24 protein-coding genes are annotated in these 23,370 nt (G+C 40.6%); all 24 read right to left on the reverse strand.

Going from position 1 to position 23,370, the window contains the following annotated elements:
• Positions 1-26: 26 nt before the first annotated feature.
• The 24 genes from fliL to sucC all read right to left on the reverse strand — a co-directional run bounded on the left by fliL (position 27) and on the right by sucC (position 23,193).
• Positions 27-455 (reverse strand): flagellar basal body-associated protein FliL, encoded by a 429-nt coding sequence (fliL, locus tag ACQKNS_RS04690; protein ID WP_427641418.1) that lies wholly within the window; start codon positions 453-455, stop codon positions 27-29.
• Positions 452-667, reverse strand: a complete 216-nt coding sequence (locus ACQKNS_RS04695; RefSeq protein ID WP_427642131.1) for a flagellar FlbD family protein — start codon at positions 665-667, stop codon at positions 452-454. Before ACQKNS_RS04695 ends, fliL begins: the two co-directional genes overlap by 4 nt.
• A 48-nt stretch (positions 668-715) precedes the next feature.
• Positions 716-1,981 (reverse strand): flagellar hook protein FlgE, encoded by a 1,266-nt coding sequence (locus tag ACQKNS_RS04700; protein ID WP_427641419.1) that lies wholly within the window; start codon positions 1,979-1,981, stop codon positions 716-718.
• A gap of 212 nt (positions 1,982-2,193) precedes the next feature.
• Complete coding sequence (locus ACQKNS_RS04705; protein ID WP_427641420.1) at positions 2,194-2,439, reverse strand: hypothetical protein; 246 nt, start codon at positions 2,437-2,439, stop codon at positions 2,194-2,196.
• 11 nt (positions 2,440-2,450) lie between these two features.
• Positions 2,451-3,086, reverse strand: a complete 636-nt coding sequence (gene flgD / locus ACQKNS_RS04710) for a flagellar hook assembly protein FlgD (protein ID WP_427641421.1) — start codon at positions 3,084-3,086, stop codon at positions 2,451-2,453.
• An 8-nt stretch (positions 3,087-3,094) separates the two neighbouring features.
• Positions 3,095-4,396 carry a flagellar hook-length control protein FliK gene (locus tag ACQKNS_RS04715; protein WP_427641422.1) on the reverse strand — a complete coding sequence of 434 codons (1,302 nt, stop codon included), beginning with the start codon at positions 4,394-4,396 and terminating at the stop codon, positions 3,095-3,097.
• A 25-nt stretch (positions 4,397-4,421) separates the two neighbouring features.
• Positions 4,422-5,039: a MotE family protein gene (locus ACQKNS_RS04720; protein ID WP_427641423.1), complete on the reverse strand. Its 618-nt coding sequence runs from the start codon at positions 5,037-5,039 to the stop codon at positions 4,422-4,424.
• A 4-nt stretch (positions 5,040-5,043) separates the two neighbouring features.
• A complete protein-coding gene (fliJ, locus tag ACQKNS_RS04725) occupies positions 5,044-5,490 on the reverse strand; it encodes a flagellar export protein FliJ (RefSeq protein ID WP_427641424.1) in 447 nt (148 codons plus the stop codon).
• 2 nt (positions 5,491-5,492) lie between these two features.
• The gene (gene fliI, locus ACQKNS_RS04730; RefSeq protein WP_427641425.1) at positions 5,493-6,812 is read right to left on the reverse strand and encodes a flagellar protein export ATPase FliI; all 1,320 of its coding nucleotides are present in this window, start codon (positions 6,810-6,812) and stop codon (positions 5,493-5,495) included.
• Positions 6,813-6,814: 2 nt separating this feature from the next.
• On the reverse strand, positions 6,815-7,579 hold the full coding sequence (fliH, locus tag ACQKNS_RS04735) for a flagellar assembly protein FliH (protein WP_427641426.1): 765 nt from the start codon (positions 7,577-7,579) through the stop codon (positions 6,815-6,817).
• On the reverse strand, positions 7,572-8,591 hold the full coding sequence (gene fliG, locus ACQKNS_RS04740) for a flagellar motor switch protein FliG (protein ID WP_427641427.1): 1,020 nt from the start codon (positions 8,589-8,591) through the stop codon (positions 7,572-7,574). The genes fliH and fliG overlap by 8 nt, the downstream gene beginning before the upstream one ends.
• A 13-nt stretch (positions 8,592-8,604) precedes the next feature.
• Positions 8,605-10,203: a flagellar basal-body MS-ring/collar protein FliF gene (gene fliF, locus ACQKNS_RS04745; protein WP_427641428.1), complete on the reverse strand. Its 1,599-nt coding sequence runs from the start codon at positions 10,201-10,203 to the stop codon at positions 8,605-8,607.
• Positions 10,204-10,293: 90 nt separating this feature from the next.
• Entirely contained in the window at positions 10,294-10,602 is a 309-nt protein-coding gene (gene fliE, locus ACQKNS_RS04750) for a flagellar hook-basal body complex protein FliE (RefSeq protein WP_427641429.1), read from the reverse strand.
• Between the two features lie 23 nt (positions 10,603-10,625).
• Complete coding sequence (gene flgC / locus ACQKNS_RS04755) at positions 10,626-11,084, reverse strand: flagellar basal body rod protein FlgC (RefSeq protein WP_427641430.1); 459 nt, start codon at positions 11,082-11,084, stop codon at positions 10,626-10,628.
• The gene (flgB, locus tag ACQKNS_RS04760) at positions 11,084-11,479 is read right to left on the reverse strand and encodes a flagellar basal body rod protein FlgB (RefSeq protein ID WP_427641431.1); all 396 of its coding nucleotides are present in this window, start codon (positions 11,477-11,479) and stop codon (positions 11,084-11,086) included. The genes flgC and flgB overlap by 1 nt, the downstream gene beginning before the upstream one ends.
• Positions 11,480-12,239: 760 nt before the next feature.
• Positions 12,240-13,019 (reverse strand): GTP-sensing pleiotropic transcriptional regulator CodY, encoded by a 780-nt coding sequence (gene codY / locus ACQKNS_RS04765; protein WP_427641432.1) that lies wholly within the window; start codon positions 13,017-13,019, stop codon positions 12,240-12,242.
• A gap of 103 nt (positions 13,020-13,122) precedes the next feature.
• Positions 13,123-14,532, reverse strand: a complete 1,410-nt coding sequence (hslU, locus tag ACQKNS_RS04770; protein ID WP_427641433.1) for an HslU--HslV peptidase ATPase subunit — start codon at positions 14,530-14,532, stop codon at positions 13,123-13,125.
• A 12-nt stretch (positions 14,533-14,544) separates the two neighbouring features.
• Positions 14,545-15,072, reverse strand: a complete 528-nt coding sequence (gene hslV, locus ACQKNS_RS04775) for an HslVU peptidase proteolytic subunit (RefSeq protein WP_427641434.1) — start codon at positions 15,070-15,072, stop codon at positions 14,545-14,547.
• A gap of 20 nt (positions 15,073-15,092) precedes the next feature.
• Complete coding sequence (xerC, locus tag ACQKNS_RS04780) at positions 15,093-15,995, reverse strand: tyrosine recombinase XerC (protein ID WP_427641435.1); 903 nt, start codon at positions 15,993-15,995, stop codon at positions 15,093-15,095.
• A gap of 59 nt (positions 15,996-16,054) precedes the next feature.
• Positions 16,055-17,362 (reverse strand): FADH(2)-oxidizing methylenetetrahydrofolate--tRNA-(uracil(54)-C(5))-methyltransferase TrmFO, encoded by a 1,308-nt coding sequence (gene trmFO, locus ACQKNS_RS04785; protein WP_427641436.1) that lies wholly within the window; start codon positions 17,360-17,362, stop codon positions 16,055-16,057.
• A gap of 423 nt (positions 17,363-17,785) precedes the next feature.
• On the reverse strand, positions 17,786-19,861 hold the full coding sequence (topA, locus tag ACQKNS_RS04790) for a type I DNA topoisomerase (RefSeq protein ID WP_427641437.1): 2,076 nt from the start codon (positions 19,859-19,861) through the stop codon (positions 17,786-17,788).
• Positions 19,862-20,126: 265 nt separating this feature from the next.
• A complete protein-coding gene (dprA, locus tag ACQKNS_RS04795; protein WP_427641438.1) occupies positions 20,127-20,993 on the reverse strand; it encodes a DNA-processing protein DprA in 867 nt (288 codons plus the stop codon).
• Positions 20,994-21,111: 118 nt separating this feature from the next.
• Complete coding sequence (sucD, locus tag ACQKNS_RS04800; RefSeq protein ID WP_427641439.1) at positions 21,112-22,014, reverse strand: succinate--CoA ligase subunit alpha; 903 nt, start codon at positions 22,012-22,014, stop codon at positions 21,112-21,114.
• A gap of 18 nt (positions 22,015-22,032) precedes the next feature.
• Entirely contained in the window at positions 22,033-23,193 is a 1,161-nt protein-coding gene (sucC, locus tag ACQKNS_RS04805) for an ADP-forming succinate--CoA ligase subunit beta (protein ID WP_076366553.1), read from the reverse strand.
• Positions 23,194-23,370: the final 177 nt, after the last annotated feature.

A 23,370-nucleotide genomic window follows, 5' to 3' on the forward strand; every position in this document is an offset into this window, starting at 1 on the left:
TCTTATTTAATGAAGCAAGGATGTTCTTATTGCAGAATCGAGGAAGTTATATAAACCTTTTCAACATTTCCTTCTTCCATTAATTCATTCATTCTAGCCTTTAAAGCTTCCTGAAGCTTTTCCTTGCCTTTTTTACCGGTTAACTCTTCCGCTTTCATTTCCGATAGTTCGGTAATAATTATATTTTTCACTTGAAAATTTCTTTTTTCCAACTCTTCTTTCGCTTTTTTATTTTCTGTTTGGACCATAAATGAGATTTTAATATAATCATTGCCGGCAAGGTTCGTAGTGATTTCAGGAATCTCAACTGATGATTTGACAATTTCGTCAATGCTAGGTTTATCTTTGGCAGATGTGGGATCAGATAACTTTGTCACAACCACGACCGCTATGACACCTACAAGCGTTATAGCCACGAGTATAATCAACATAATAGTCATTAGATTTTTTTTCATGAACTTTCCTCCACATCCTTACGAAAACCGAGAATATTAACGGTACAGTAAAATTGTATAATTGCTCCAACCAGTTCTTCTTCCTTCTCTAGCACAACGATTTTCTTACCATTTGTAAAAGTAATGGTCGTATCTGGCAATGACTCGACTGTGTCTATGTACAATGCATTGATATGAAAGCATTTTCCATTGAGCCTTGTGACTTTGATAATGATATTTAGGAGCCAGAGCAAAAGCACCTGGCTCCTCCCTCCCTTAACCTATCGTTTTAAGTTAACCAATTCCTGTAAAATTTCGTCCGACGTCGTGATGATTCTTGAATTCGACTGGAAACCACGTTGTGCTACGATCATTTCAGTAAACTCTTCGGATAAATCCACATTGGACATTTCCAATGAACCTGACGCAATCACACCACGCCCCTCACCTGCAATGTTAATGTTTGCAGTACCTGAATTGACCGATTCCTGGAAGGTATTACCACCTATTTTCGTCAAGCCTGATGCATTGGAAAACTTGGCGACGGCCAGTTGGCCTAAGGTTGTGATCAGACCGTTAGAATAAACGCCATTTATTTCTCCTGATGCGCCAATATTAAAGCTTTCCAGTTTTCCCTCTTTATTACCATCCGGATTGACAAGAGCAGTAGTGGAACCTTTAACTTGAGTAAGGTTCGAGAAATCAAAATCCAAATTAACCCTTTGAATGCTTTCATCAACTGCTGTATCCGAGTCATCCTCTTTTCCGCTTGAAATGTTAATGGTTTGAGCTGCCTGGGTTTTATCAGCTGCCACTATTTGACCATTTGCATCGAATTTCACCGAAGTGAACGGTTTTGGTTTAGTTGTTGATGTATCCCCCAAAGCAGCAGGTTCTTCATCAAAAAGTTCCCATTTATCATCACCGTTTTTTTGGAAATAGATAGTTGCCGTTTGTTCTTTACCATTTTCATCCACAACCTTCATTTGCTGGCTAAATACGGTACCATCAATTGCGTCAGCAGCTAGATTTCCACTTACTGATATTTTAGTAGTGGCAATGGCAGGTAAAATCGCATTGACGTTAACAGCAACGTCACCAATCGTTTTTGATCGTTTACCGTTTTCATCAACCTTGTAGGCCTGTACTTTCAAACCATTGGAGTTGACAAGTGTTCCGTTATCATCCAGATAAAAGTTTCCTGCACGTGTATATGAAAGGGAATCGCCTTGCTTGACGACAAAATAGCCATCACCGGATATTCCTAAATCAAGATCGCGGCCGGTGGTTTGCAGGCTTGACTGTGTATGGATCGTATCGATTGTTGCAATCGTGGAGCCCAATCCAATTTGTTTAGAATTCGTTCCGCCTTTATTGGCTGTTGCTGCACTTGCACCAGATACCGTTTGGTTCATCGCATCGCTGAATGTCACACGGCTTTTTTTGAAACCATATGTATTGACATTGGCGACGTTATTACCGATAACATCCAATTTTGTTTGTAAGTTTTTTAATCCGCTTATTCCTGAATACATTGAACGAAGCATGTAAAAGCTCCCCTTTCATATCTCGACTGCTTCCGTCATCCCACAGTCCAGGCTTCCCTACCAGGTCCAGCCTATTTTATCTAAAATTATGGTTCCATTGATGCTCATTAAGATTTATGATGTTGCTTCATCCCTGTCCATGACCGTGGTGACCCTGTTGTTTTTCGTGCTTACTATGGGTGCCGCATCATCAATGATGATAAGAGATTCAGTTACCCCCATCTTTTTGCCTCTTTGGCTTTATCAGTTATTTTGTCACAGGTTTGTGGTGCCATTTCCATATTCCGTTGACTCATCCGCAATAGAACATGTTTACTAATGGTCAACTTTTCATTTGCGGAGACAGCAACTTGAAAATGATGTTGAAAGTCTTGTTGGACCTTCTGCCTTTGCCTTAACGGTAATTTTGTATGTGAAAAAAGCTGAGCGAAATTTGCTTGTAAACCAAGTCCATTCATATTTCCGTCCCTTAAGCTTCGGCGATTTTTATCAATTGCCCTGATGATAACTTAGTTTTGTTTTCATCATCCACTTCGATTTCCAGCTTGCCATTACTCATGGATACCGAGATTACAACAGCAGACGATTCACCATTTTTATCGTCCATCCAGGAAACACGCCTGCCTATTAATTCACTTGCCGCCGTCAAGCTATTCGACGTGGAACTTGGTTGTTTCATTGCTGAAATATTTGCGGGTTCAAGCTTTGTTCCATCTTCTAAAAGAAAGTAAACACCATCACCCTTATATTGGATTGATTTAACGATGCCTGTCCCTTCTTCTATCGCAAGGTCATCATCGCCTTCATCCAATTTGTGCCAAGTGACTTCCTTACCTACAAAAGAGTTATAGTTCATTAAACTATTTTGTTGATTGATCCCGATTATTTCTTCCATTTGGGCTCCCATATTCATCATCTGTTCCAAAGAGGAAAAAGTGGCCATTTGGGCGATGAACTCCGTATTGTCCATCGGACTTGACGGATCTTGATTTTGAAGCTGGGTAAGCAACAATTTCAAGAAATCATCCTTTCCCAATGCATCTCCGGTTTTTCTGTTTTCAGTTTGAGATTTTGATAATAATAGTGACGTATCGATGGTCGTCATTTTTTCACCTACACTTCCAGATTTAACAGAGCATCGGCAAGGGATCCCGTAAACTCGCTTTCCGTTTCATCATCGCTTTCTTCCTTGCTCTCCTGTTGTTCATTATGTCCATCCTCATCTTTATGGCTGAATTTCTCAGAGTTAAATGCATTGAAGGCCTGTGATAGTTCAATTCTTTCCATTTGGATGTTTTGTCCGCTAAAGGCTTGTTTTAAGCCATGGATCTGATTCTCCAGCATATCTTTGGCCTGAGAAGTAGAAGCCATAATCTTGGCTGACAGCATACCATCCTTTTGGATTAACTCGATTCTTAGGGACCCTAAATGTTTAGGAGTCAATCTGATCAAAAGTTTATTTACACCGTTGGTTCTGTTAAAGTTCGCCTTGCTCAAAATATTTTCAAATTGTTTGACAAACTCTTCTTGGCTGACAGTTTGCTCACCTTTTGGAGCTGCCAAAACGAATTGTTCCAGCTTTGTCATGAGAAAAGGCATACCAGTTCCTTGATGATTGCCACTATCCGTACTTTGCAAAGTCACACCGCCGCTGACTGTCCCCTCTTTATTTACCTTGTCACTCCCGGATAATTGCGAAAATGCACTTTTCAATGTTTCGATTGTTTTCGTTTGCCCTTTCTCCAGAGTGTTGGATTGCCCAGGTTCTGCTTTTGACTGATTGGACAGCCATCTCTCCAACTTTCCCGTTAACCCCTCAAGCTGGTGTTTCATTTGTTTCTGGATGGCCGCTTCGTCTTGGGTCATATCCTTATTTTCCGAGAGAAGATCATGAATTTTCACCAGTTTCAATAGATTCACAACACCGGATAATGTGGGGTCATGCCATTTTTCTTCGCTCAAAACAGTGATTTTTTTCAGGATGGTATACAGATCCCTGACATTGGCTGATAACAATCTTTGTGGATTCAGGCTGAAATCATCCACTTCTTGTTCTAAGTCCAGATCCTCAATGCTCCCAAAGAATTCATCAAGGGCACCCTCATCATTTCCTGCTACATTTTTTAGGGCCTGTAAAATAACGTTGTTGTCTTGTTGGTATACTGAAGGAGCTTCGGCAACTCTCTCTTTCCCTGTTTCACTTAGCCTTTCCAGTTTCAAAAAACCAAGCAAATCCTTTATTACAGACATTCGTCCTTCTGTGATGGCGCCTATATCCGATAGAATGGGAGGTTCTGCCCCAATGGCTGATTGAAGTACCGAACCAAACCCTGTATCAGTTTGCTGATTTGGTTTAACTGGTACCTTTAGACCTAATGATGCCAAGGGAAGTAAAGAATTAATTGCTGAATACATCCATTCACCTCCTCACTCTTTCCACTTAAGAACTTTGTTCCGTTAGTTTCTTCGTTAACCTTGCAGCATCAGCCGTTGTCATTTGCTCCAAGACCTTAGCTAAAGTGGCTGCTTTCATACTTGAGAGAATCTCCACTGCATCTTCATCATTCATTTCCATAATGATAGGTGCAGCCTTCTTGGGAGCCATCGTTTCATAAGTACGGATTATATCTTTAAACCCTTGTTTACTATTATTTTGACTATCCCTGAGTTGATTCATTTCTGTTTGAAGCTGCTGTTTTTCCGCTTCTGCCTTTGCAATGGCCTTGTCACGTGTATCAATGATGCCCTCAAGCTTTTCTATCTCTTTTTCCTTGTTTTCAATCTCTTTTTCTAATTTTTCGAGTTTCATGGAAACTTTTTCTTCATTCTTGGCTGGTTCATCATTCTCCTCTGGCTTTCGATCCATTTCAATGAAGGGTATTTTAGCAGACATTTCCTTTACCTTTTCCGCTACATTCACCCCTGCAACTGTAAAAACAATCAACGCTACAGTTACCGCAAAGATTAAAGGAATGAAGATGGCAAGAAACCATTGAAACTTACTTATCTTGCTTTCTTCCAATTCTTCCAATCCATTTGACCCAATTTTTTTACGCATAGCATCACCTTACGCCTTTGATTAAGAATTGACGGATAGATATTTCATCCATTTGTTTGTTCTCAGCTTCCTTAATGACATCGAGGAATTTAAGAAAATCATTTTCTTTCATTTTCTCGTACTTTCTAACCTCGATATTCCTTTCCATTAATATATCCCGTTGAATATTCATCTTGTATCGCGCTTCAATGACTTCCTGTTGACAGTGGCTTAAGAGTTTTTCCAAGTTGTCCATAAATAATTGATGGTGACGAATTTCCTGTATGGATAATCCAGTCCGCAGCTTTTCCTGCTGAAACTCAAGCAACTCTTCTTTTTTCTTTAAAAGCTTATATAGCTTTTCTGCCACTTCTTCAAACTTTTTTAAAACAGCATTATATGCAGCTAGTGCATCGGTTTTTTCCTTTTCTTTGATGGTCAGGATCTTCTCGAATTTATATTGATAAATCATTATTAATCACCTTTCTCCATCAATTCGACAAGGGCGTTGATACTAATATCTTTGGAAGCTTTTTCATGGGTTCCCTGCTTCAAAAATGAAATGATTTCCGGATACCGTTTAATCGAGTTATCAATTTGTTTGGAAGAACCCTTCTTATAGGCTCCTATATTAATCAAATCTTCCGACTCCATATAGGTTGATAAACTTGCCCGCAATTTTTCTGCGGCGTTTTTATGCTCGTCACCAACAATATTGTTCATGACACGACTAATGCTCTTTAATACATTAAGCGCTGGAAACTGTCCTTTGTTGGCTAAATTACGGTCTAGTATGAAATGACCATCCAAAATTCCCCTGACAGCATCAGCAATTGGTTCATTCATATCATCACCGTCGACCAGTACCGTATAAAAAGCTGTAATGGTCCCCAACTGATTTGTTCCCGTTCTTTCGAGTAACCTTGGAAGGATGGCAAAAACGGATGGCGTATATCCTTTGGTCGTCGGAGGTTCCCCGATAGCAAGCCCAATTTCCCGCTGGGCCATCGCAACCCTCGTGACCGAATCCATCATCAGCATCACATTCAATCCCTTATCACGAAAATATTCCGCGATGGCAGTTGCCGTCAAAGCACCCTTTATCCTCATCAACGCTGGCTGGTCAGATGTCGCCACTACAACGATTGATCTTGCCAGTCCTTCTGGTCCAAGATCTTTCTCAATGAACTCTCGAACTTCACGGCCACGTTCTCCAATAAGTCCGATTACGTTTAAGTCAGCCGCCGTATTCCTTGCAACCATACCAAGCAACGTACTTTTCCCGACACCGCTCCCTGCAAAGATACCGACGCGTTGTCCTTCTCCGACTGTTAATAAACTATCAATCACCCGAACGCCAACATCTATCGGTTCATGGATGGGAGGTCGTTTCATCGGATTCGGCGGATCTTGATCCACGGAAATTGTCGCGAGACCTTTTGGAAGCAGTGTGTCATCAATGGGATCCCCCAATGGATCGACTACTTTGCCAATTAGCCCGCTTCCCACCTTTATCTCAAGGCTCCGTCCACTCCCTTCCACGATACACCCCAGTGCAATATCACTAACTGCTGTAAACGGCATTAAAATAACCATCTCATCACGGAAACCGACAACTTCAGCTAAGATTCGATTTTTCTTTTTTTGTATGCCTATATGGATATAACAAACATCACCTATAGAGCTTTCAGGGCCTTGAGATTCTATCATTAACCCCACGACACGTTTGACCCGTCCATAGCGTTTGAATGAATCAACTTCATCAATCAAGGGCAATAGTTCTCTAGTTTTCATCTTTACTCCCCTTCCAGCAATTCAGTTAGTTTCATTTTTATTTCCTGCAGCTGACTGTCGACACTGGCGTCCATCCTTCCGTTTTCGGATTCGATGATGCAGCTGCCCACTTCAAGCTCATCATCTGGAAAGATATAAAACTCAGTATCTTTCGGAAAGATTGCCAGCAACTCATCTTTATGAGAAAAAATCGATTGATATTGAATCGGATGGATATGCAATTGCACTTCACGGTAATCCCTCACCTCTTTGATGGCTCTTTTGACTATGGATAAAAAAGACTCTTCATCTTTTTCAAGCTGTTGCCCGATAATTTTCTCTGCCACCTTCAGGGCAAGATTCAATATAACGGTTTCAGATGAATCGATATTGTGCCGATAATCTTTTTTAGAGGACTCTACCACTTCTTTTGCGAAGGCTATTTCCGCTGCAATCTCGTTATAACCCTTTTGGATTCCATCTTCGACTCCCTGCTGATACCCTTCTTTTTGAGCTTGTTCAATAAACATTGCTTTTTCTTGATTCTCCCATTGTTCTCGGTCTTGCTGGATTTCAGCAGCAATTGCTTGGGCTTTTTGTTGAGCTTCGAGCAATAACGTTTCCGCTTCCTGTTTAGCATCATTGAGAAATTCATCAGATTGAATATAATGAAGGTTTTTCCGCTCGTCTGCATCATCATTTTGAAGAAAGTCGAAAGGGCGAACTTTTATTGTGATCTTTTTGCTTTTCTCCTGGATAGCCTGCTGGGATTTGATAATCCTAGACAATGATATCATCCCCTCCCCCACGGGCAATTACGATATCTCCAGTTTCTTCTAGTCGCCGAATGACGGCAACAATTCTTGATTGTGCTTCTTCCACATCACGCAATCTTACTGGCCCCATAAATTCCATTTCTTCCTGGAAGGTTTCAACCATACGTTTTGACATGTTTCGGAAAACGATTTCCTTCACTTCATCACTAGCCACTTTAAGAGAAAGTTTAAGATCTTCGTTATCGGATTCCCTGACTACCCGCTGAATCGCCCTGCCATCAAGGGTCACGATATCTTCAAAAACAAACATTCGTTTCTTGATTTCCTCAGCAAGCTCCGGATCTTGAATTTCAAGTGCATCCAAAATCGTTCTTTCCGTTGAGCGGTCAACACCATTCAAAACATCTACAACAGCTTCCACTCCACCCGTCTGTGTATAATCTTGGGTTACAGTCGCAGAAAGTTTCCTTTCGAGTATTTGCTCCACTTCATTTATGATTTCCGGAGAAGTGCTATCCATTAAGGCAATCCTTCTTGCAATATCCGCCTGTACCTCTTGCGGAAGTTCAGACAATATTTGTCCAGCCTGTGTGGGATCAAGATAAGACAAGATTAATGCAATGGTCTGCGGATGCTCGTTCTGGATGAAATTCAGAATCTGTCCAGGATCTGCCTTTCGTGCAAAGTCGAATGGCCGAACCTGTAAGGATGATGTTAAACGGTTAATGATGGCGGTTGCCTGATCAGTTCCCAATGCCTTTTCAAGTACCTGCTTCGCATATCCTATCCCGCCCTGCGAAATGTAATCCTGTGCTAAAGCAATATTATGGAATTCTTCCAGAACTTCTTCTTTTTCATGGGAATCCACTTTTCTCACTCCCGAAATTTCAAGGGTCAATCTTTCTATTTCCTCTTCGGAAAGATGTTTATATACGGATGCAGAAACATCCGGGCCTAAGGAAATAAGGAGGATGGCGGCTTTCTGTTTGCCAGTCAATCCGGCCTTTTTTTTTCTATCTGTCACTTTCTAAAGCCTCCTAGTCTTCTGCTATCCAGCTTCTTAATAATTTTGCAAATTCATCCGGCTTTTCTTTTGCAAGCTTCTCCAGTTGTTTTCTTTTTAAAGATGCTTCCGTTTCCTTCTCTTTGTTCAAATCCGGAATATCGAATACGGCTTCTTCCTCTTCAACCACGTACTCCTCTTCCATTTCAGCTTGTTTTCGGGATCGGAGGAACAAGATTAAGAGAATGATAATGGCAAGTATTAGTGCTCCGCCTACGATGTATGCCCATATTGGTAACGAAGGATTCGTTTCACCTTTTTGCAACGTCATTTTTCCGTTAAACGGCTGTACTGAAATCGCAATTTTATTATTTAGCTCCTCGTCCGTCAGTTCTTCCCCTTCTGCTTTTTTCTCGATTGTCGTGCGTATTATCGTACCTAGGATTTGTGTAATATCCTCCACACTCTGTTGCGATAAAGAATTCGGATCGTCAGCGGTGGGCGGTTCTACCATGACCTGAATACTTAAATCCTTAACTTTATATGGGCTTTCGACTATTTCTTTCTTGATTCGGTTCACTTCACTATTTATCGTTTCATCCACTTTTTCATAATCACCGGATCCGTTTGTGCCATCAACGTAACTGGAACCCAATGAATCAGAGGAATCCTCACTTTGCGGAACGCCTCCTGCACCTGCCGCGTCCCCACTATACGATTCATTGATCCTTTGCGCAGAAATCTCAATTCCAGCCATATTTTCTTCATCGACCGGTTCAACTAAATTCTCTTCCCGATTTTCTTGAGTGAAATCAATGTCTGTCGTGACTGAAACAACCACTTTGTCTCTCCCCATTAACGTTCCAAGCATATTTTGCACCTGTCTTTGAATATCACGTTCTATTTCTTTTTTGATTTCATTTTGGGTGGCAAATGCGGACGCGAAAGAAGAAGTTTCATTTTCAAGATCGAAGTACTCAAACTCTTGGTTCATGATGACGATATTATCTGTAGGGAGATTCGGAACACTTTTTGAGACGAGATGATAAAGGGACTTGATTTGACTTTCTTCAAATTTATAGCCGGGCTTCGTATTCAATACAATGGATGCTGACGCTTCCCCAGCCGAATCACTGACAAAAACTCCTTTATCCGGAAGAGTGATCATTACACTTGCATCTTCTACACCATCAATCTTTTTTATTAAACTAGCCAATTCTGTTTGCATCGAGTCCAGTTTAATGACATTGAATTCATTTTCTGTCATTCCGATACCAGCACTTTGGCTAAAAAAGGAATAGTCGATACTGCCTGATTCCGGAATACCTTCAGCTGCCAGTTCCACTTTAAGTGAATCCAGTCTTTCTTCAGGAACTTTTATGGTTGTACCATTTTCTGTAACTTCATTCATAATCCCTTGGCTGTCTAAATTTTCTTTAATGCTTCCCGTTTCCGATGGAGTTAAGTTGGAATATAAGGGCACCAGCGTCGTACGCGTGGTTAAAATTGAAACTGCCGTAATGATGATGATCATTAATGCTGCTGAACCAATCATCATGAATTTTTGTTTTTTACTGCGGCCCGTCCAATAAGCAGTTATTTTGTTTTTAAAATTCACTAGAACTTCATTCATTTAAATCCCCCGGTCAGTCTATGAATTTATGATTGAGGGATTTTTCCCCCTGGTCATTTTTCTCTATATAATGAGGTTAAAAAATGAATGCTATATACTCATTCTCATCATTTCCTGGTAGGCTTCCACAACCTTATTCCGAACCTCTAATGTAGCCTGCATGGTAACGCTGGCTTTTTGTGAAGCTATCATCACCGAGTGAAGCTCAACATCGTCTCCATTAACCATTTTGGTTGTAAGATCATCAGATGCCACTTGTGTTTCGTTAACTTTATTCATTGATTCTTTTAATACCGACGCAAAATTCTGCTGTGCTTCGTATGGTGTATTAGTCTCGTTTTGACCTTTTTTCAGTACATTGCTTGCATTGTTCACTGTAGAAAGAGAAATCCCCTCCATATCAACAATCCCCTTTCAAACTTTTATTTTCCAATTTCCAAAGCTTTCATCATCATTCCCTTTGATGCATTTAAAACTGTCACATTTGCTTCGTATGAACGTGTGACACTCATTAGATCAACCATTTCCCGAAGCGGGTCGACATTTGGCATTTCAACATAACCATCTTCATCGGCATCAGGATGTTCTGGATTATAATCCAATTCAAAAGGTGTTTTATCTTTCACTATTCCAGTCACCTTAACACCATTCCCTGCCTCACTCGATTTTTGGGATGCTGCGTTTAAGAAACTTGAAAAACCGTTTTCCTTACTTTGCAGTACAACCGATTTTCTCGTGTACGGCTTCCATGTTTTGGATTCCGTGTCATATTCCGCCCTGGTCGTATCGGCATTAGCCATATTAGCAGAGATTACATCCATCCTTACCCTTTGACTCGTCAGGCTGGATCCCGTCATGTTCATACTTTGGAAGATTCCCATCACTTACCTCCTCTAATTACATTCTGCAATGATTGAAACTTACCAGAAAGCCTGTCGGCTACTGCATTATAATAAATCTGATTGGCAGCAAGCTCCGTCATTTCCTTATCAACATCGACGCTATTTCCATTATTGTTATATCGGACATTTTTCTGCGTCACGATTTGAGAATCATGCCCCCCCTCTGATTTGAAGGCGAAATGTCGTTCATCTGTACGATATGATTCCAGGGAAGATTCCAGCTCTGCCTTAAAGGATTGTGATTTGTCGACCTCTTTAGCTTTATAATTAGGCGTATCCGAATTGGCTATGTTCTGTGAAATGACTTTTTGTTTTACATTAGAATAATTAAGTGCATTTTCTAGATATTGAAAAGTATTCGAGAATAATTCCACATCGATCACCTCTTTCTATAAATTAACAAATAATTACATAATCAATAAATTAACCCAGTATATTTACGTTTTTAATTTTAAAGAAACATTATAACTATGTCCATAAACAACCATCAGACTTTAGACCTATTATCGTCGAAAATTGTCATAAAATGATAGGTTATGTCGTTTTTATTAGTATGATTACAGGATTAAAATACGTAATATTACATATTAATATGATATTCTACATTTTAACCAAATTTTACTTCTATTAGCTTTTATATCATATCGAAAAACAAACCTATATACCTGATACTTTAGAACTAATTTTCATATTTACTTTCAATTAATTATTTCAAATTAGTTGATTTCTCCCTTTAAAATAAAGGGTTCTTAAGAAAACAAAGGATTACTGCCTTTTTTCTTTTTTTGAAAAAAAAACGTTTTTTTCAAAACTCTGCTTCATTCGACAAAATCCCCTAATGACTAAAACACGTTATCCATCGAGTTTTTATAAATCAAAAAAGTTACAACAACGTTCATTTTCACTATTACAACAGTTATAACAATATAATTACCCTTTTAAAGAAAAATTTAACTATTTTTTTCATTTCTAAAGAAAACCAGCCTATATTCACATTTCCATTTAATTCGAATTACCTCTTTTTTTCCTTTCTCTCCCCTGTCATTACCCGCTTTTACTTATTAGTCCCGGAGAGCAATAGATCTAAATACCAAAAAAAAGCAGCCCTTTTTAAAGGACTGCCTTTTCAGTATGTTAATTATTTTTAAGCTTTTCTAATTCCAGAAGGAATTTATCGTTCAATACTTTGATATAAGTACCTTTCATTCCTAATGAGCGGGATTCAATGACTCCGGCACTCTCCAGTTTCCTTAGTGCATTAACGATAACGGAACGGGTGATGCCGACACGGTCTGCGATTTTGGATGCTACAAGCAGACCTTCATTGCCTTTAAGCTCCTCAAAGATGTGCTCAATTGCTTCCAATTCGCTGTAAGATAACGAGGAAATTGCCATTTGAACAACAGCTTTACTACGAGCTTCTTCTTCTATCTCTTCTGATTTTTCACGTAGAATTTCCATACCGACTACAGTCGCACCATATTCAGCCAAAATTAAATCATCATCGTGAAATTTTTCTTGTAAACGGGCAAGAACCAATGTTCCCAAACGTTCTCCCCCACCCATAATCGGTACGATCGTTGTTAATCCAGATGCGAAAAGCTCTTTGTTTTCGACTGGGAAAGCAGTATATTCGCTTTCGATATCAAGATTCGAAGAGGTTTCAGGAATATTGAACAGGTTTTTTGTGTACTCTTCAGGGAATTGTTTATCTTCCAACATTTTGTACATGCGTTCGTTTTCAATTTGCTGACTGACCGCTATGCCAAGTAATTTCCCGCGGCGGCTGACAACGAATACATTCGCTTCGATAACTTCACTTAAACTTTCAGCCATTTCCTTGAAGTTAACTGCTTTACCTGCTGCTTTTTGGAGCATTGCATTGATTTTTCTTGTTTTTGCTAATAAGTTCATTTGATTTGTTCCTCCTAAAAATACCATGGTTCACAATAACTATGAAGTTGTATTTCCGTAATTTTATGTTCATTGCGTTGGCAAATCATTGCCAAAATCTAAATTAAAGGATAAACTGGCTTAAATCTTTGTTCCGGGCGATAGAACCAAGCTTACCTTCGACATATTGGGGTGTAATTGTAATCTTCTCCATCGTTATTTCCGGAGCTTCAAAAGATAAATCTTCAAGCAACCGTTCCAAAATGGTATGAAGTCTTCTTGCACCAATATTGTCTGTGTTTTGATTTACTTCGAAGGCCACTTCAGCTATCTTACGAACAGCATCGTCAGAAAATTCAATTTCTATACCTTCAGTTTCTAATAAAGCAACATATTGTTTTAACAAGGCATTATCCGGTTCATGAAGAATCCGTACAAAGTCGTCCACAGTCAGTTTGTTCAATTCTACACGAATTGGGAACCTACCTTGTAATTCAGGGATAAGGTCGGATGGCTTAGCCATATGAAAGGCACCTGCAGCAATGAATAAGACATGATCCGTTTTAACTGAACCATACTTAGTCACTACTGTCGAACCTTCGACAATTGGCAGGATATCCCTTTGGACACCCTCCCTTGATACATCCGCAGATGAACTTCCAGATTGCTTACTGGCAATTTTATCTATTTCATCGATGAAGATAATCCCATTTTGCTCAGCCCCGTATACTGCATCGGAAGTGACTTCATCCATATCAATCAATTTTGCCGCTTCTTCATTCGTTAAAACGGTTCTTGCTTCACTTACTTTCAATTTGCGCTTCTTGCTTTTTTTCGGCATCAAGCTTCCTAAAGCGTCCTGCATGTTCATCCCCATTTGTTCCATTCCCGAACCTTGGAGCATATCAAACATCGAAGCAGCCTGTTCTTCCACTTCGACCGTTATCATTTCACTTTCCAATTCACCATTAGCCAGCTTTTCAGCGACGATTTTTCTTTTTTCCTGCAAACTTAAATCTTCGGAATTTTCTTCCGTATCCTGGTCGTCTTGATTGTTATTGCCTCCAAAAAAGACTTCAAGAGGATTCTTGAAATTACTCTGTTTTTTTGTTGATGGCACTAAAAGTTCTATTAAGCGGCGATTTGCATTTTCTTCTGCACGCTCCTTTACGCTGGCCATCTTTTCTTCCTTCACGAGGCGGACGGAAGTCTCCACCAAATCACGAACCATCGACTCAACATCCCGGCCGACATATCCGACTTCCGTAAATTTCGTTGCTTCAACTTTTACAAAAGGAGCACCTACCAATTTAGCCATTCTCCGAGCTATTTCTGTTTTCCCAACGCCTGTCGGTCCAATCATTAATATATTCTTCGGAACGACTTCATCACGAAGTTGATCCGAGAGAAGGGAACGTCGGTAGCGATTCCGAAGAGCCACTGCCACTGCCCGTTTTGCCTCACGCTGCCCTACGATATACTGATCCAGTTTTTCAACGATTTGCCTCGGTGTTAAATTAGCTTTTTTTGACATTTGCGCTCCTCCTTACAACTCTTCCACGATTATATTCGTATTCGTAAATACACAAATTTCCGCTGCAATTTGTAAAGATGATTGAGCGATTTCCTTAGCCGATAAATGGTCACTGGAAAACCGCATTAATGCCCTGCCGGCAGCCAGAGCATAATTCCCTCCCGATCCTATGGCGAGAATACCGTCATCCGGTTCAATTACTTCCCCGGTGCCAGAAACGAGCAGCAAATGGCTCTTATCCATCACGACTAGCATGGCTTCCAGCTTTCTCAATACATTGTCACTTCTCCATTGCTTTGCCATTTCGACGGCAGCGCGCTGAAGATTGCCATTATACTCTTCAAGTTTAGCTTCGAACATCTCAAATAAAGTGAATGCATCTGCAACGGAACCTGCAAAACCTGCAAGGACATTACCATTAAAGATTTTTCTTACTTTCCTCGCGGTATGCTTCATCACTACTGAATTTCCTAAAGTAACCTGCCCATCACCGGACATGGCACATTCACCTTTATGATGCACTGCAAATATCGTTGTCATAAAGTGTCCCCTTTCAACATTTAAGGCCGCGGATGTGATGCATTGTAGACTTTTTTCAATTGGTCTTTTGTAACATGCGTATACACTTGCGTTGATGAAATTTTAGAATGACCAAGCAATTCCTGAACCGTGCGAATGTCCGCTCCATTATTCAATAGGTGTGTAGCAAACGAATGCCTTAGCATATGGGGATGAAGACTTCCATCTGCGGCTGACTTTTTAATCAATTCATTCAATATATAGCGAACTCCCCTTGGTGTCAGAGGGTCTCCACGAAAATTAACAAATAAGTAAACATGCGCCTTGGCGTCAGACGAAGTCAATTCCATCCTGGCTGTACGTATGTATAAATCTATCGCTTCCTGTGCATAACTACCTACCGGAACGTAGCGATCCTTTTTACCTTTTCCATGAATCAGTACCGTCCCTAAGGAAAGATCGATATCCTGCAGTTTAATCTCACAACATTCACTAACTCGAATTCCTGTAGCATACAATAATTCCAGTAAGGCATTGTTCCTTATTCCTATCGGTGAATCTTTCTTTAAAGTAGAAAACAACTGATTCATTTCCTTCTCATAAAGAAAACGAGGCAGTTTTTGATCCTTTTTAGGTAAAGAAGCCAAAGAAAAAGGGTTATCCTTCACATCACCTTCACGCAGTAAAAATCTATAAAGACTCCGCAAGCAAGAAGTTTTTCTTGCTACGGTGCGCTTAGAAAGGTTTTTCTCATATAAATTCGTTAAATATAACCGCACATCAAAATATTCGACTGACGTGATATCCTCAATGCCCTGTTCATTAAGGAACAGGAAAAATTCGTGAATATCACGTTTGTAATTTTCAATGGTGTATTGTGAACTGTTTTTTTCAATTTGTAAATATTCGATGAAGGATGATAATGCCTTTTTTTGATTAATCATGGAAACACCTCGCAAAGGCTAATAAATAGTATCATACTTTAAAACAGCAGGCAAATATTTTACAAATTTTTCACAAAGTTCTGAATTGTGTCCAAAGCGCGTTTAGCATGCGTTTCGTTCCGCTCTTTTTTGGATTTGATTCTCACTTCAAGGTCTGGAAGCAATCCAAAGTTGGCATTCATCGGTTGGAAGCTCTTACCATTCGTCGATGTTATGTACCTTGCCATGCTGCCCATTGTCGTCTCCGCAGGGAATATGATAGGCTCCAGTCCTTGGACGATCCTTGCAGCATTGATACCTGCCACAAGTCCTGATGCAGCAGATTCTACATACCCTTCGACACCAGTCATCTGACCGGCAAAGAATAAATCATCCCGATTCTTGAATTGGTATGTAGGCTTCAATACATTAGGTGAGTTTATGAAAGTGTTTCGATGCATAACTCCATAACGCACAATTTCCGCATTTTCCAATCCAGGTATGAGCTGCAAGACTTCTTTTTGCGGCCCCCATTTCAAATGTGTCTGAAAACCAACAATATTGTAAAGTGTTCCTGCCGCATCATCTTGACGCAATTGAACTACGGCAAAAGGACGTTTTCCCGTTTTTGGATCTTCTAAGCCAACTGGCTTCAATGGACCAAATAACATCGTTTTCTTCCCACGTGATGCCATCACTTCTATGGGCATGCAGCCTTCAAAAAAGATTTCCTTTTCGAATTCTTTAAGTGGTACTGTTTCAGCAGCTATCAATGCTTCATAAAAGCGGTCGAACTCTTCTTCCGTCATCGTACAGTTCAAGTAAGCTGCTTCCCCTTTATCATAACGGGATTTCAAATATACTTTATCCATGTTGATGCTGTCTTTTTCAAGAATTGGCGCTGCGGCATCATAGAAGTACAAGTATTCTTCATCCATGATTTGCTTCAAGCTGTCAGATAGTGATTGACTTGTAAGCGGGCCGGTTGCAATAACGGTCGGACCTTCCGGAATTTCCGTCACTTCTTCATTAATGACCGTCACATTTGGATGGTTTTTGACCCTTTCCGTAACAAGACCGGCAAATTCATGACGGTCAACAGCTAAAGCACCGCCAGCCGGTACAGCACAAGCATCTGCTGCGGACATGATGACCGAATCCAGTATGCGCATTTCTTCTTTTAATACACCAACTGCATTTGTTAAAGTATTTGCCCGAAGTGAATTGGAACAAACAAGTTCAGCGAATTTATCGGTATGATGGGCTGGTGTTTGTTTTACAGGGCGCATTTCATATAGATCGACTTTAATTCCTCTTTTAGCTAACTGCCACGCCGCTTCACTTCCAGCAAGCCCGGCACCGATTACACTTACTTTTGTTTCTTTCATTTTTCGAACCTCCATGTATAGATATGATAAGACAGGATCATTTATCATTAAAACTGCTTTCATAAAGTTTCATTTTTAACGATATCTATGTATTTATACCCGAAATACTCATTCCTGCTAACGATAATCTTAAAGTATATGCCACAAAGCCGGCATTCTTCCTGCAATCCATCTTCTAAAAGGGTAACGGACACAAATAGGAATTATATCTTTAAAAGAATGTACTTGTCCACTGAATTTTACATCACATGGCCTAAATAAAAAAGTTTCAAGCTTTATCCATTTTCTTCTTGGAAGGGAATCCACATATAATCATGATATCATACTTTCCTGAACATAAAGAAACCCGGCAGATGCCGAGTCAATTTATATTTAGTTTTTTTTGATAGTTCTCAGGGAAAGTAAACGATTTCACAGTCTTATCTATGCTTGGGGCATTTCTTTGAAATCACAATCCATGCATTGGACCTGGACGCCTTTTTTGAGTTTTTTCTCAACAAGTGTACCTTCACATTTTGGACAACTGCGCGGCAGCGGTTTATCCCACGATATGAAGTCACATTCAGGGTAGGTATCACATCCGTAAAATATGCGGCGTTTTTTACTTTTCCTTTCAATGATGTTTCCTTCTTTACATTTTGGGCATTTGACACCGATTTCTTTAACGATTGGCTTTGTGTTACGGCAATCCGGGAAATTACTGCATGCCATGAACTTTCCATAACGTCCCATCTTAAAGACCATACCATGTCCGCATTCCACGCAATCTTCACCAGCTGGTTCATCTTTGATTTCAATTTTCTCCATCTCGACTTCGGCTTTGGCCAGATGAACTGCAAATTCCTTATAAAATTCATCAATGACCTTTATCCATTCGATGCTGCCTTCCTCGACGCTGTCGAATTCCTGTTCCATCTTGGCAGTGAACTCTGCATCAAGAATATCCGGGAAGAATTCGCGTATCAATTCAAGAACGATCTCACCAAGCTCCGTTGGGATGAATCGTTTATTATCCAAGGTAACATAGCCGCGTTTTTGAATCGTATCCAAGGTAGGGGCATATGTAGAAGGACGGCCTATTCCCAGTTCCTCTAGGGTTTTGACAAGACGGGCTTCAGTATATCGGGGTGGAGGCTGTGTGAAATGCTGCTTCGGTTCGATATCTTTTGAAAAGAATTGATCTCCTTTTTTCACATCCGGAAGTGCATTTTCCTTTTCTTCCACCGAGTCATCGGACCCTTCAACATATACCTTCATAAAACCCGGAAATTTAATTTTTGAACCATTTGCCCTGAAGATGACATCCTCGTTATGAAGGTCGATGCTCATCGTATCCATGACCGCCGAAGACATTTGACTGGAAACGAATCGCTCCCATATCAATTTATAAAGACGGAATTGATCTCTGGATAAGAACTCCTTGACTACACCCGGTTCACGCAATGTGCTTGTTGGCCTGACTGCTTCATGGGCGTCCTGTGCATTAGTTTGTTTTTTCTCCTTGCGCTGTTCAGCCTGAACATAATCTTTACCATAATTATTTTGAATGAAGGTATGGACTTCCTCTTTCGCAACATCGGAAATCCGGGTCGAATCGGTTCTCATATAAGTGATTAACCCGACTGTACCTTCCTTGCCAAGCTCTATTCCTTCATAAAGCTGCTGAGCAAGCATCATGGTTTTCTTTGCACGGAAATTCAATTTACGTGCCGCTTCCTGTTGCAGGGAAGAAGTTGTAAAAGGGGCAGCTGGATTGCGCCTTCTTTCCTTTTTAGCCACAGCTCCTATCGTAAATTCGCCGCCATTTAAAGAAGCGAGCACTTTTTTGACGTCCTCTTCGGTATTTAATTCCTTCTTCTCGCCGCCAAGGCTGAAAAAGGAACCTTCAAACTGTTCTTTTCCTTTAACAAAATCAGCCTTTATTGTCCAATACTCTTCCGGGATAAAATCCTTGATCTCCTTCTCCCGGTCAATGATCATCCGTACAGCAACCGATTGGACCCGTCCCGCACTTAAGCCTTTCTTCACCTTTTTCCACAAAAGCGGGCTTATATTGTATCCGACTAAACGATCCAAGACCCTTCTTGCCTGCTGGGCATCAACCAATTTCATATTTATTGGCCTCGGCGATTTAAATGATTCTTTGATAGCATCTTTCGTGATCTCGTTGAATACCACGCGGCAATCTGAGTTAATGTCAACATCAAGACTGTGGGCCAAATGCCAGGCAATGGCTTCCCCTTCCCTGTCGGGGTCAGCCGCGAGATAGATTTTTTTCGCTTTTTTCGCAGCGGTTTTCAATTCTTTTAAAACCGGGCCTTTGCCGCGGATAGTTATATATTTAGGTTCATATTCACGTTCAACATCGACACCCATTTGACTTTTAGGCAAATCTCGAACATGCCCCATGGAAGCCTTTACTTTATATTTTTTTCCCAAGTAACGTTCTATTGTTTTCGCCTTTGCGGGCGATTCCACAATCACTAAGTATTCTGACATCCAATAAATCCTCCTCAAAGAGGTAATATAAATCTTCACTATTATTAATCATTCAAAAATCATTTGTCAACACCTCTTTACTTTTCAAAACATGCTGATTCAATTATTAATAGGTATTTTGACAAGAGGTGCCATTTGCAAAACTTATAACAGTTTTACAATATTTTCAACCTTTTTGTCTAATAATTCAACCCATCGTTTTAAAAAAGCACCTTTTTTTCTATTATCCCGTTTAGTTCTCCGTCTATCTTCTATATTATATTGTTTAGTACTCTTCCTCGATCTGCCTGGAACTCAAAACAAGTTTGGCACCATCGGAAATCAATTGATTGGTCCCCAGTGATTCTGGGCTCGTAACATTGCCGGGAAGAGCAAATACGTCCCTGCCGTGTTCCAAAGCTGTTTGTGCCGTAATAAGGGAACCGCTTCTTTCTTTTGCCTCGACCACGAATACTCCTTGTGATAATCCACTGATGATTCGATTCCTAAGCGGAAACATCCAAGGTTTTGCCTTCATTTCCGGTGGAGCCTCAGATATAAGCAAGCCTTTATTGGTGATTTCTTCAGCAAGGGTAATATTGGATCTCGGATATATTTGCATAAGCCCCCCTCCTAAAACCCCAATCGTATCTCCGCCTTCCCTTAATGCAATCTTATGTGACTCTGCATCGATTCCAGCCGCAACTCCGCTTATGATCACGAACTTTTTTTTTACGAGCGGTAATAGAATCGATTTTAAGGCCTCCAGACCATACGAGGTTGGCTTACGTGTTCCAACAACACCTAGTGTATTCTTCCTTGTTAAAAGCTTCTTATCGCCTTTATAATAAAGAACCCACGGAGGATCGAATATGTGCTTCAGCAAAAAAGGATATTCATCATCGAAGGTCGTCAAACAATGGATTTTGCTATCTTCGTAATTTTTAAGTTTATCGATGGTATTGAGAGAATGTAAATCTTCGAAAAAGAGGTTAAGCTTATTTGAGGGGATAGGGAGCATTTTTGCCCATTCCATGTAATTCGTCGTGAACAGTGAAGATAATGATGGGTCTTTGGACATGATTATTTGGATTGTTTTCCATCCTGCCCCCCGGCAATGATGGAGATGGATTAACTTTTCTTTTTTATTCAATTTGAAACGCCCCTAATCGGATATTTTTATAGGTAGGTTGATGGTGATGTACTCGGTGTCTCCCGAGGAAATTGGAGGAAAAGAAGACCGACCCAAAAAAAGGTCGGCCCAGCTTAAATTAATGGGTTTTACAAGGTTCGTAAATCTCTTTTTCTTTCAAGACGGAAATCAATGTTTCACCCATTACGGATGGAGTTTCGGCAACTTTAATTCCACATTCGTTCATGACGCGGATTTTCTCGTCAGCAGTCCCTTTACCTCCTGAGATAATGGCACCAGCATGTCCCATGCGTTTACCGGCAGGAGCCGTACGGCCACCAATGAAACCAACAACTGGCTTAGTCATATTTTCCTTCACCCAGATTGCTGCTTCTTCTTCTGCCGTTCCGCCGATTTCCCCGATCATGATCACAGCGTGTGTTTCAGGATCTTCATTGAAAGCCTTCAATACGTCAATAAAATCCGTTCCATTAACTGGATCCCCACCGATACCTACAGCTGAAGATTGCCCAATGCCTGCTTGCGATAATTGGTGAACGGCTTCGTACGTTAAAGTTCCAGAACGTGAAACTACACCAACATGGCCTTTTTTATGGATATATCCTGGCATGATACCGATCTTACACTCTTCAGGAGTAATGACACCTGGGCAGTTCGGTCCGATCAAGCGAGTTTTTTTGCCTTCCATGTACCGCTTAACCTTGACCATATCCAGAACAGGAATATGTTCCGTGATACAAATGACAAGATCAAGTTCTGCGTCTACGGCTTCCAGAATTGCATCGGCAGCAAATGGCGCCGGTACATAGATAACGGAAGCCTTCGCTCCGGTTTCAGTGACAGCTTCGGAAACTGTATTGAATACAGGTACCCCTTCCGCTTCTGTTCCACCTTTACCCGGAGTGACTCCTCCAACGATTTTCGTGCCGTATTCCAACATTTGTTTTGTATGAAATAATGCTGTTGCACCAGTGATTCCTTGAACGATCACTTTCGTATCTTTATTAATATAAACGCTCATTATGTTCCCCCCTGCCTATTATCCTACAAGTGATACTATTTTTTGTGCTCCATCAGCCATTGATTCAGCAGCCGTAATATTTAAACCTGACTCTTTTAGAATCTTTTTGCCAAGGTCCACATTCGTTCCTTCAAGACGAACAACAAGAGGGACATCCAGGCCAAGCTCTTTAGCAGCAGCCACGACACCTGTTGCGATGATGTCACATTTCATGATTCCTCCGAAGATATTAACGAAGATGCCTTTAACATTTTTATCGGAAAGGATGATTTTGAAAGCTTCTTTCACTTTTTCCTCAGTGGCGCCGCCACCAACGTCAAGGAAGTTAGCCGGATCTCCCATATAATGTTTAATGATGTCCATCGTTGCCATAGCAAGTCCGGCACCATTAACCATGCATCCGATATTTCCGTCAAGCGATATGTAACTAAGGCCATGTTTCGATGCTTCAATCTCTTTTGCATCCTCTTCATCCAAATCACGGAATTCCGCGATGTCTTTTTGGCGGTAAATCGCATTATCATCAAAATTCAACTTGGCATCAAGTGCCATTACATTGCCGTCGCCCGTAACCACTAATGGATTGATTTCTGCGATTGAGCAATCTTTTTCAACGAAAGCTGTATATAAGTTAACCATTAGCTTGGAAGCTTTATTTATAAGTGAAGCCGGAATATTGATATTGAATGCAATCCTCCGTGCTTGGAAGCCAGTCAGGCCTACAACCGGATCGATTACTTCTTTGAAAATTTTCTCTGGCGTCTTTTCGGCCACTTCCTCAATTTCCGTTCCGCCTTCTTCTGAAGCCATCAACACGACACTGTTCGTAGCACGGTCAAGGACCAGACCGATGTAATACTCTTTCGTAATGTCGCAGCCCTCTTCAATAAGTAAACGCTTAACTTCCTTGCCTGCAGGTCCTGTTTGATGGGTCACCAACGTCTTGCCAAGAATCTCTTCTGCATATGTACGTGCTTCATCAAGATTCTTCGCTACCTTGACTCCGCCGGCTTTCCCGCGGCCGCCCGCATGAATTTGAGCTTTTACGACAACAACTTCCGTACCTAACTCCTTCGCTGCTTCCACTGCTTCATCAACAGTAAAGGCAACCCGGCCATTTGGAACGGATACCCCGTATTGTCGCAATATCTCTTTCCCCTGATACTCATGGATATTCATTTCCCATCCTCCTTATCTACTAAAAAACAACCTCGAAATTTAATGCGTGTTTTCTCTATCATATTACAACAAAATTCTCCTTCGTGCATAATTTTCTTTCACGAAATTTTTAAAATATTATTATAATATACTTCCATACCCCCGTGTAAAATGGTAAAAAACTTCTTTGCCGTTGGT

It is taken from the genome of Peribacillus sp. NPDC094092 (genome assembly GCF_050279365.1).
GTDB lineage: Bacteria > Bacillota > Bacilli > Bacillales > DSM-1321 > Peribacillus.

What these genes read in the sequence shown, in the direction of transcription:
- fliL (WP_427641418.1), bottom strand. Translation starts at nt 455, where the DNA reads ATGAAAAAAAATCTAATGACTATTATGTTGATTATACTCGTGGCTATA.
- ACQKNS_RS04700 (WP_427641419.1), bottom strand. Translation starts at nt 1,981, where the DNA reads ATGCTTCGTTCAATGTATTCAGGAATAAGCGGATTAAAAAACTTACAA.
- ACQKNS_RS04705 (WP_427641420.1), bottom strand. Translation starts at nt 2,439, where the DNA reads ATGAATGGACTTGGTTTACAAGCAAATTTCGCTCAGCTTTTTTCACAT.
- flgD (WP_427641421.1), bottom strand. Translation starts at nt 3,086, where the DNA reads ATGACGACCATCGATACGTCACTATTATTATCAAAATCTCAAACTGAA.
- ACQKNS_RS04715 (WP_427641422.1), bottom strand. Translation starts at nt 4,396, where the DNA reads ATGTATTCAGCAATTAATTCTTTACTTCCCTTGGCATCATTAGGTCTA.
- ACQKNS_RS04720 (WP_427641423.1), bottom strand. Translation starts at nt 5,039, where the DNA reads ATGCGTAAAAAAATTGGGTCAAATGGATTGGAAGAATTGGAAGAAAGC.
- fliJ (WP_427641424.1), bottom strand. Translation starts at nt 5,490, where the DNA reads ATGATTTATCAATATAAATTCGAGAAGATCCTGACCATCAAAGAAAAG.
- fliI (WP_427641425.1), bottom strand. Translation starts at nt 6,812, where the DNA reads ATGAAAACTAGAGAACTATTGCCCTTGATTGATGAAGTTGATTCATTC.
- fliF (WP_427641428.1), bottom strand. Translation starts at nt 10,203, where the DNA reads ATGAATGAAGTTCTAGTGAATTTTAAAAACAAAATAACTGCTTATTGG.
- fliE (WP_427641429.1), bottom strand. Translation starts at nt 10,602, where the DNA reads ATGGAGGGGATTTCTCTTTCTACAGTGAACAATGCAAGCAATGTACTG.
- flgC (WP_427641430.1), bottom strand. Translation starts at nt 11,084, where the DNA reads ATGGGAATCTTCCAAAGTATGAACATGACGGGATCCAGCCTGACGAGT.
- codY (WP_427641432.1), bottom strand. Translation starts at nt 13,019, where the DNA reads ATGAACTTATTAGCAAAAACAAGAAAAATCAATGCAATGCTCCAAAAA.
- hslU (WP_427641433.1), bottom strand. Translation starts at nt 14,532, where the DNA reads ATGTCAAAAAAAGCTAATTTAACACCGAGGCAAATCGTTGAAAAACTG.
- hslV (WP_427641434.1), bottom strand. Translation starts at nt 15,072, where the DNA reads ATGACAACGATATTTGCAGTGCATCATAAAGGTGAATGTGCCATGTCC.
- xerC (WP_427641435.1), bottom strand. Translation starts at nt 15,995, where the DNA reads ATGATTAATCAAAAAAAGGCATTATCATCCTTCATCGAATATTTACAA.
- trmFO (WP_427641436.1), bottom strand. Translation starts at nt 17,362, where the DNA reads ATGAAAGAAACAAAAGTAAGTGTAATCGGTGCCGGGCTTGCTGGAAGT.
- topA (WP_427641437.1), bottom strand. Translation starts at nt 19,861, where the DNA reads ATGTCAGAATACTTAGTGATTGTGGAATCGCCCGCAAAGGCGAAAACA.
- sucD (WP_427641439.1), bottom strand. Translation starts at nt 22,014, where the DNA reads ATGAGCGTTTATATTAATAAAGATACGAAAGTGATCGTTCAAGGAATC.
- sucC (WP_076366553.1), bottom strand. Translation starts at nt 23,193, where the DNA reads ATGAATATCCATGAGTATCAGGGGAAAGAGATATTGCGACAATACGGG.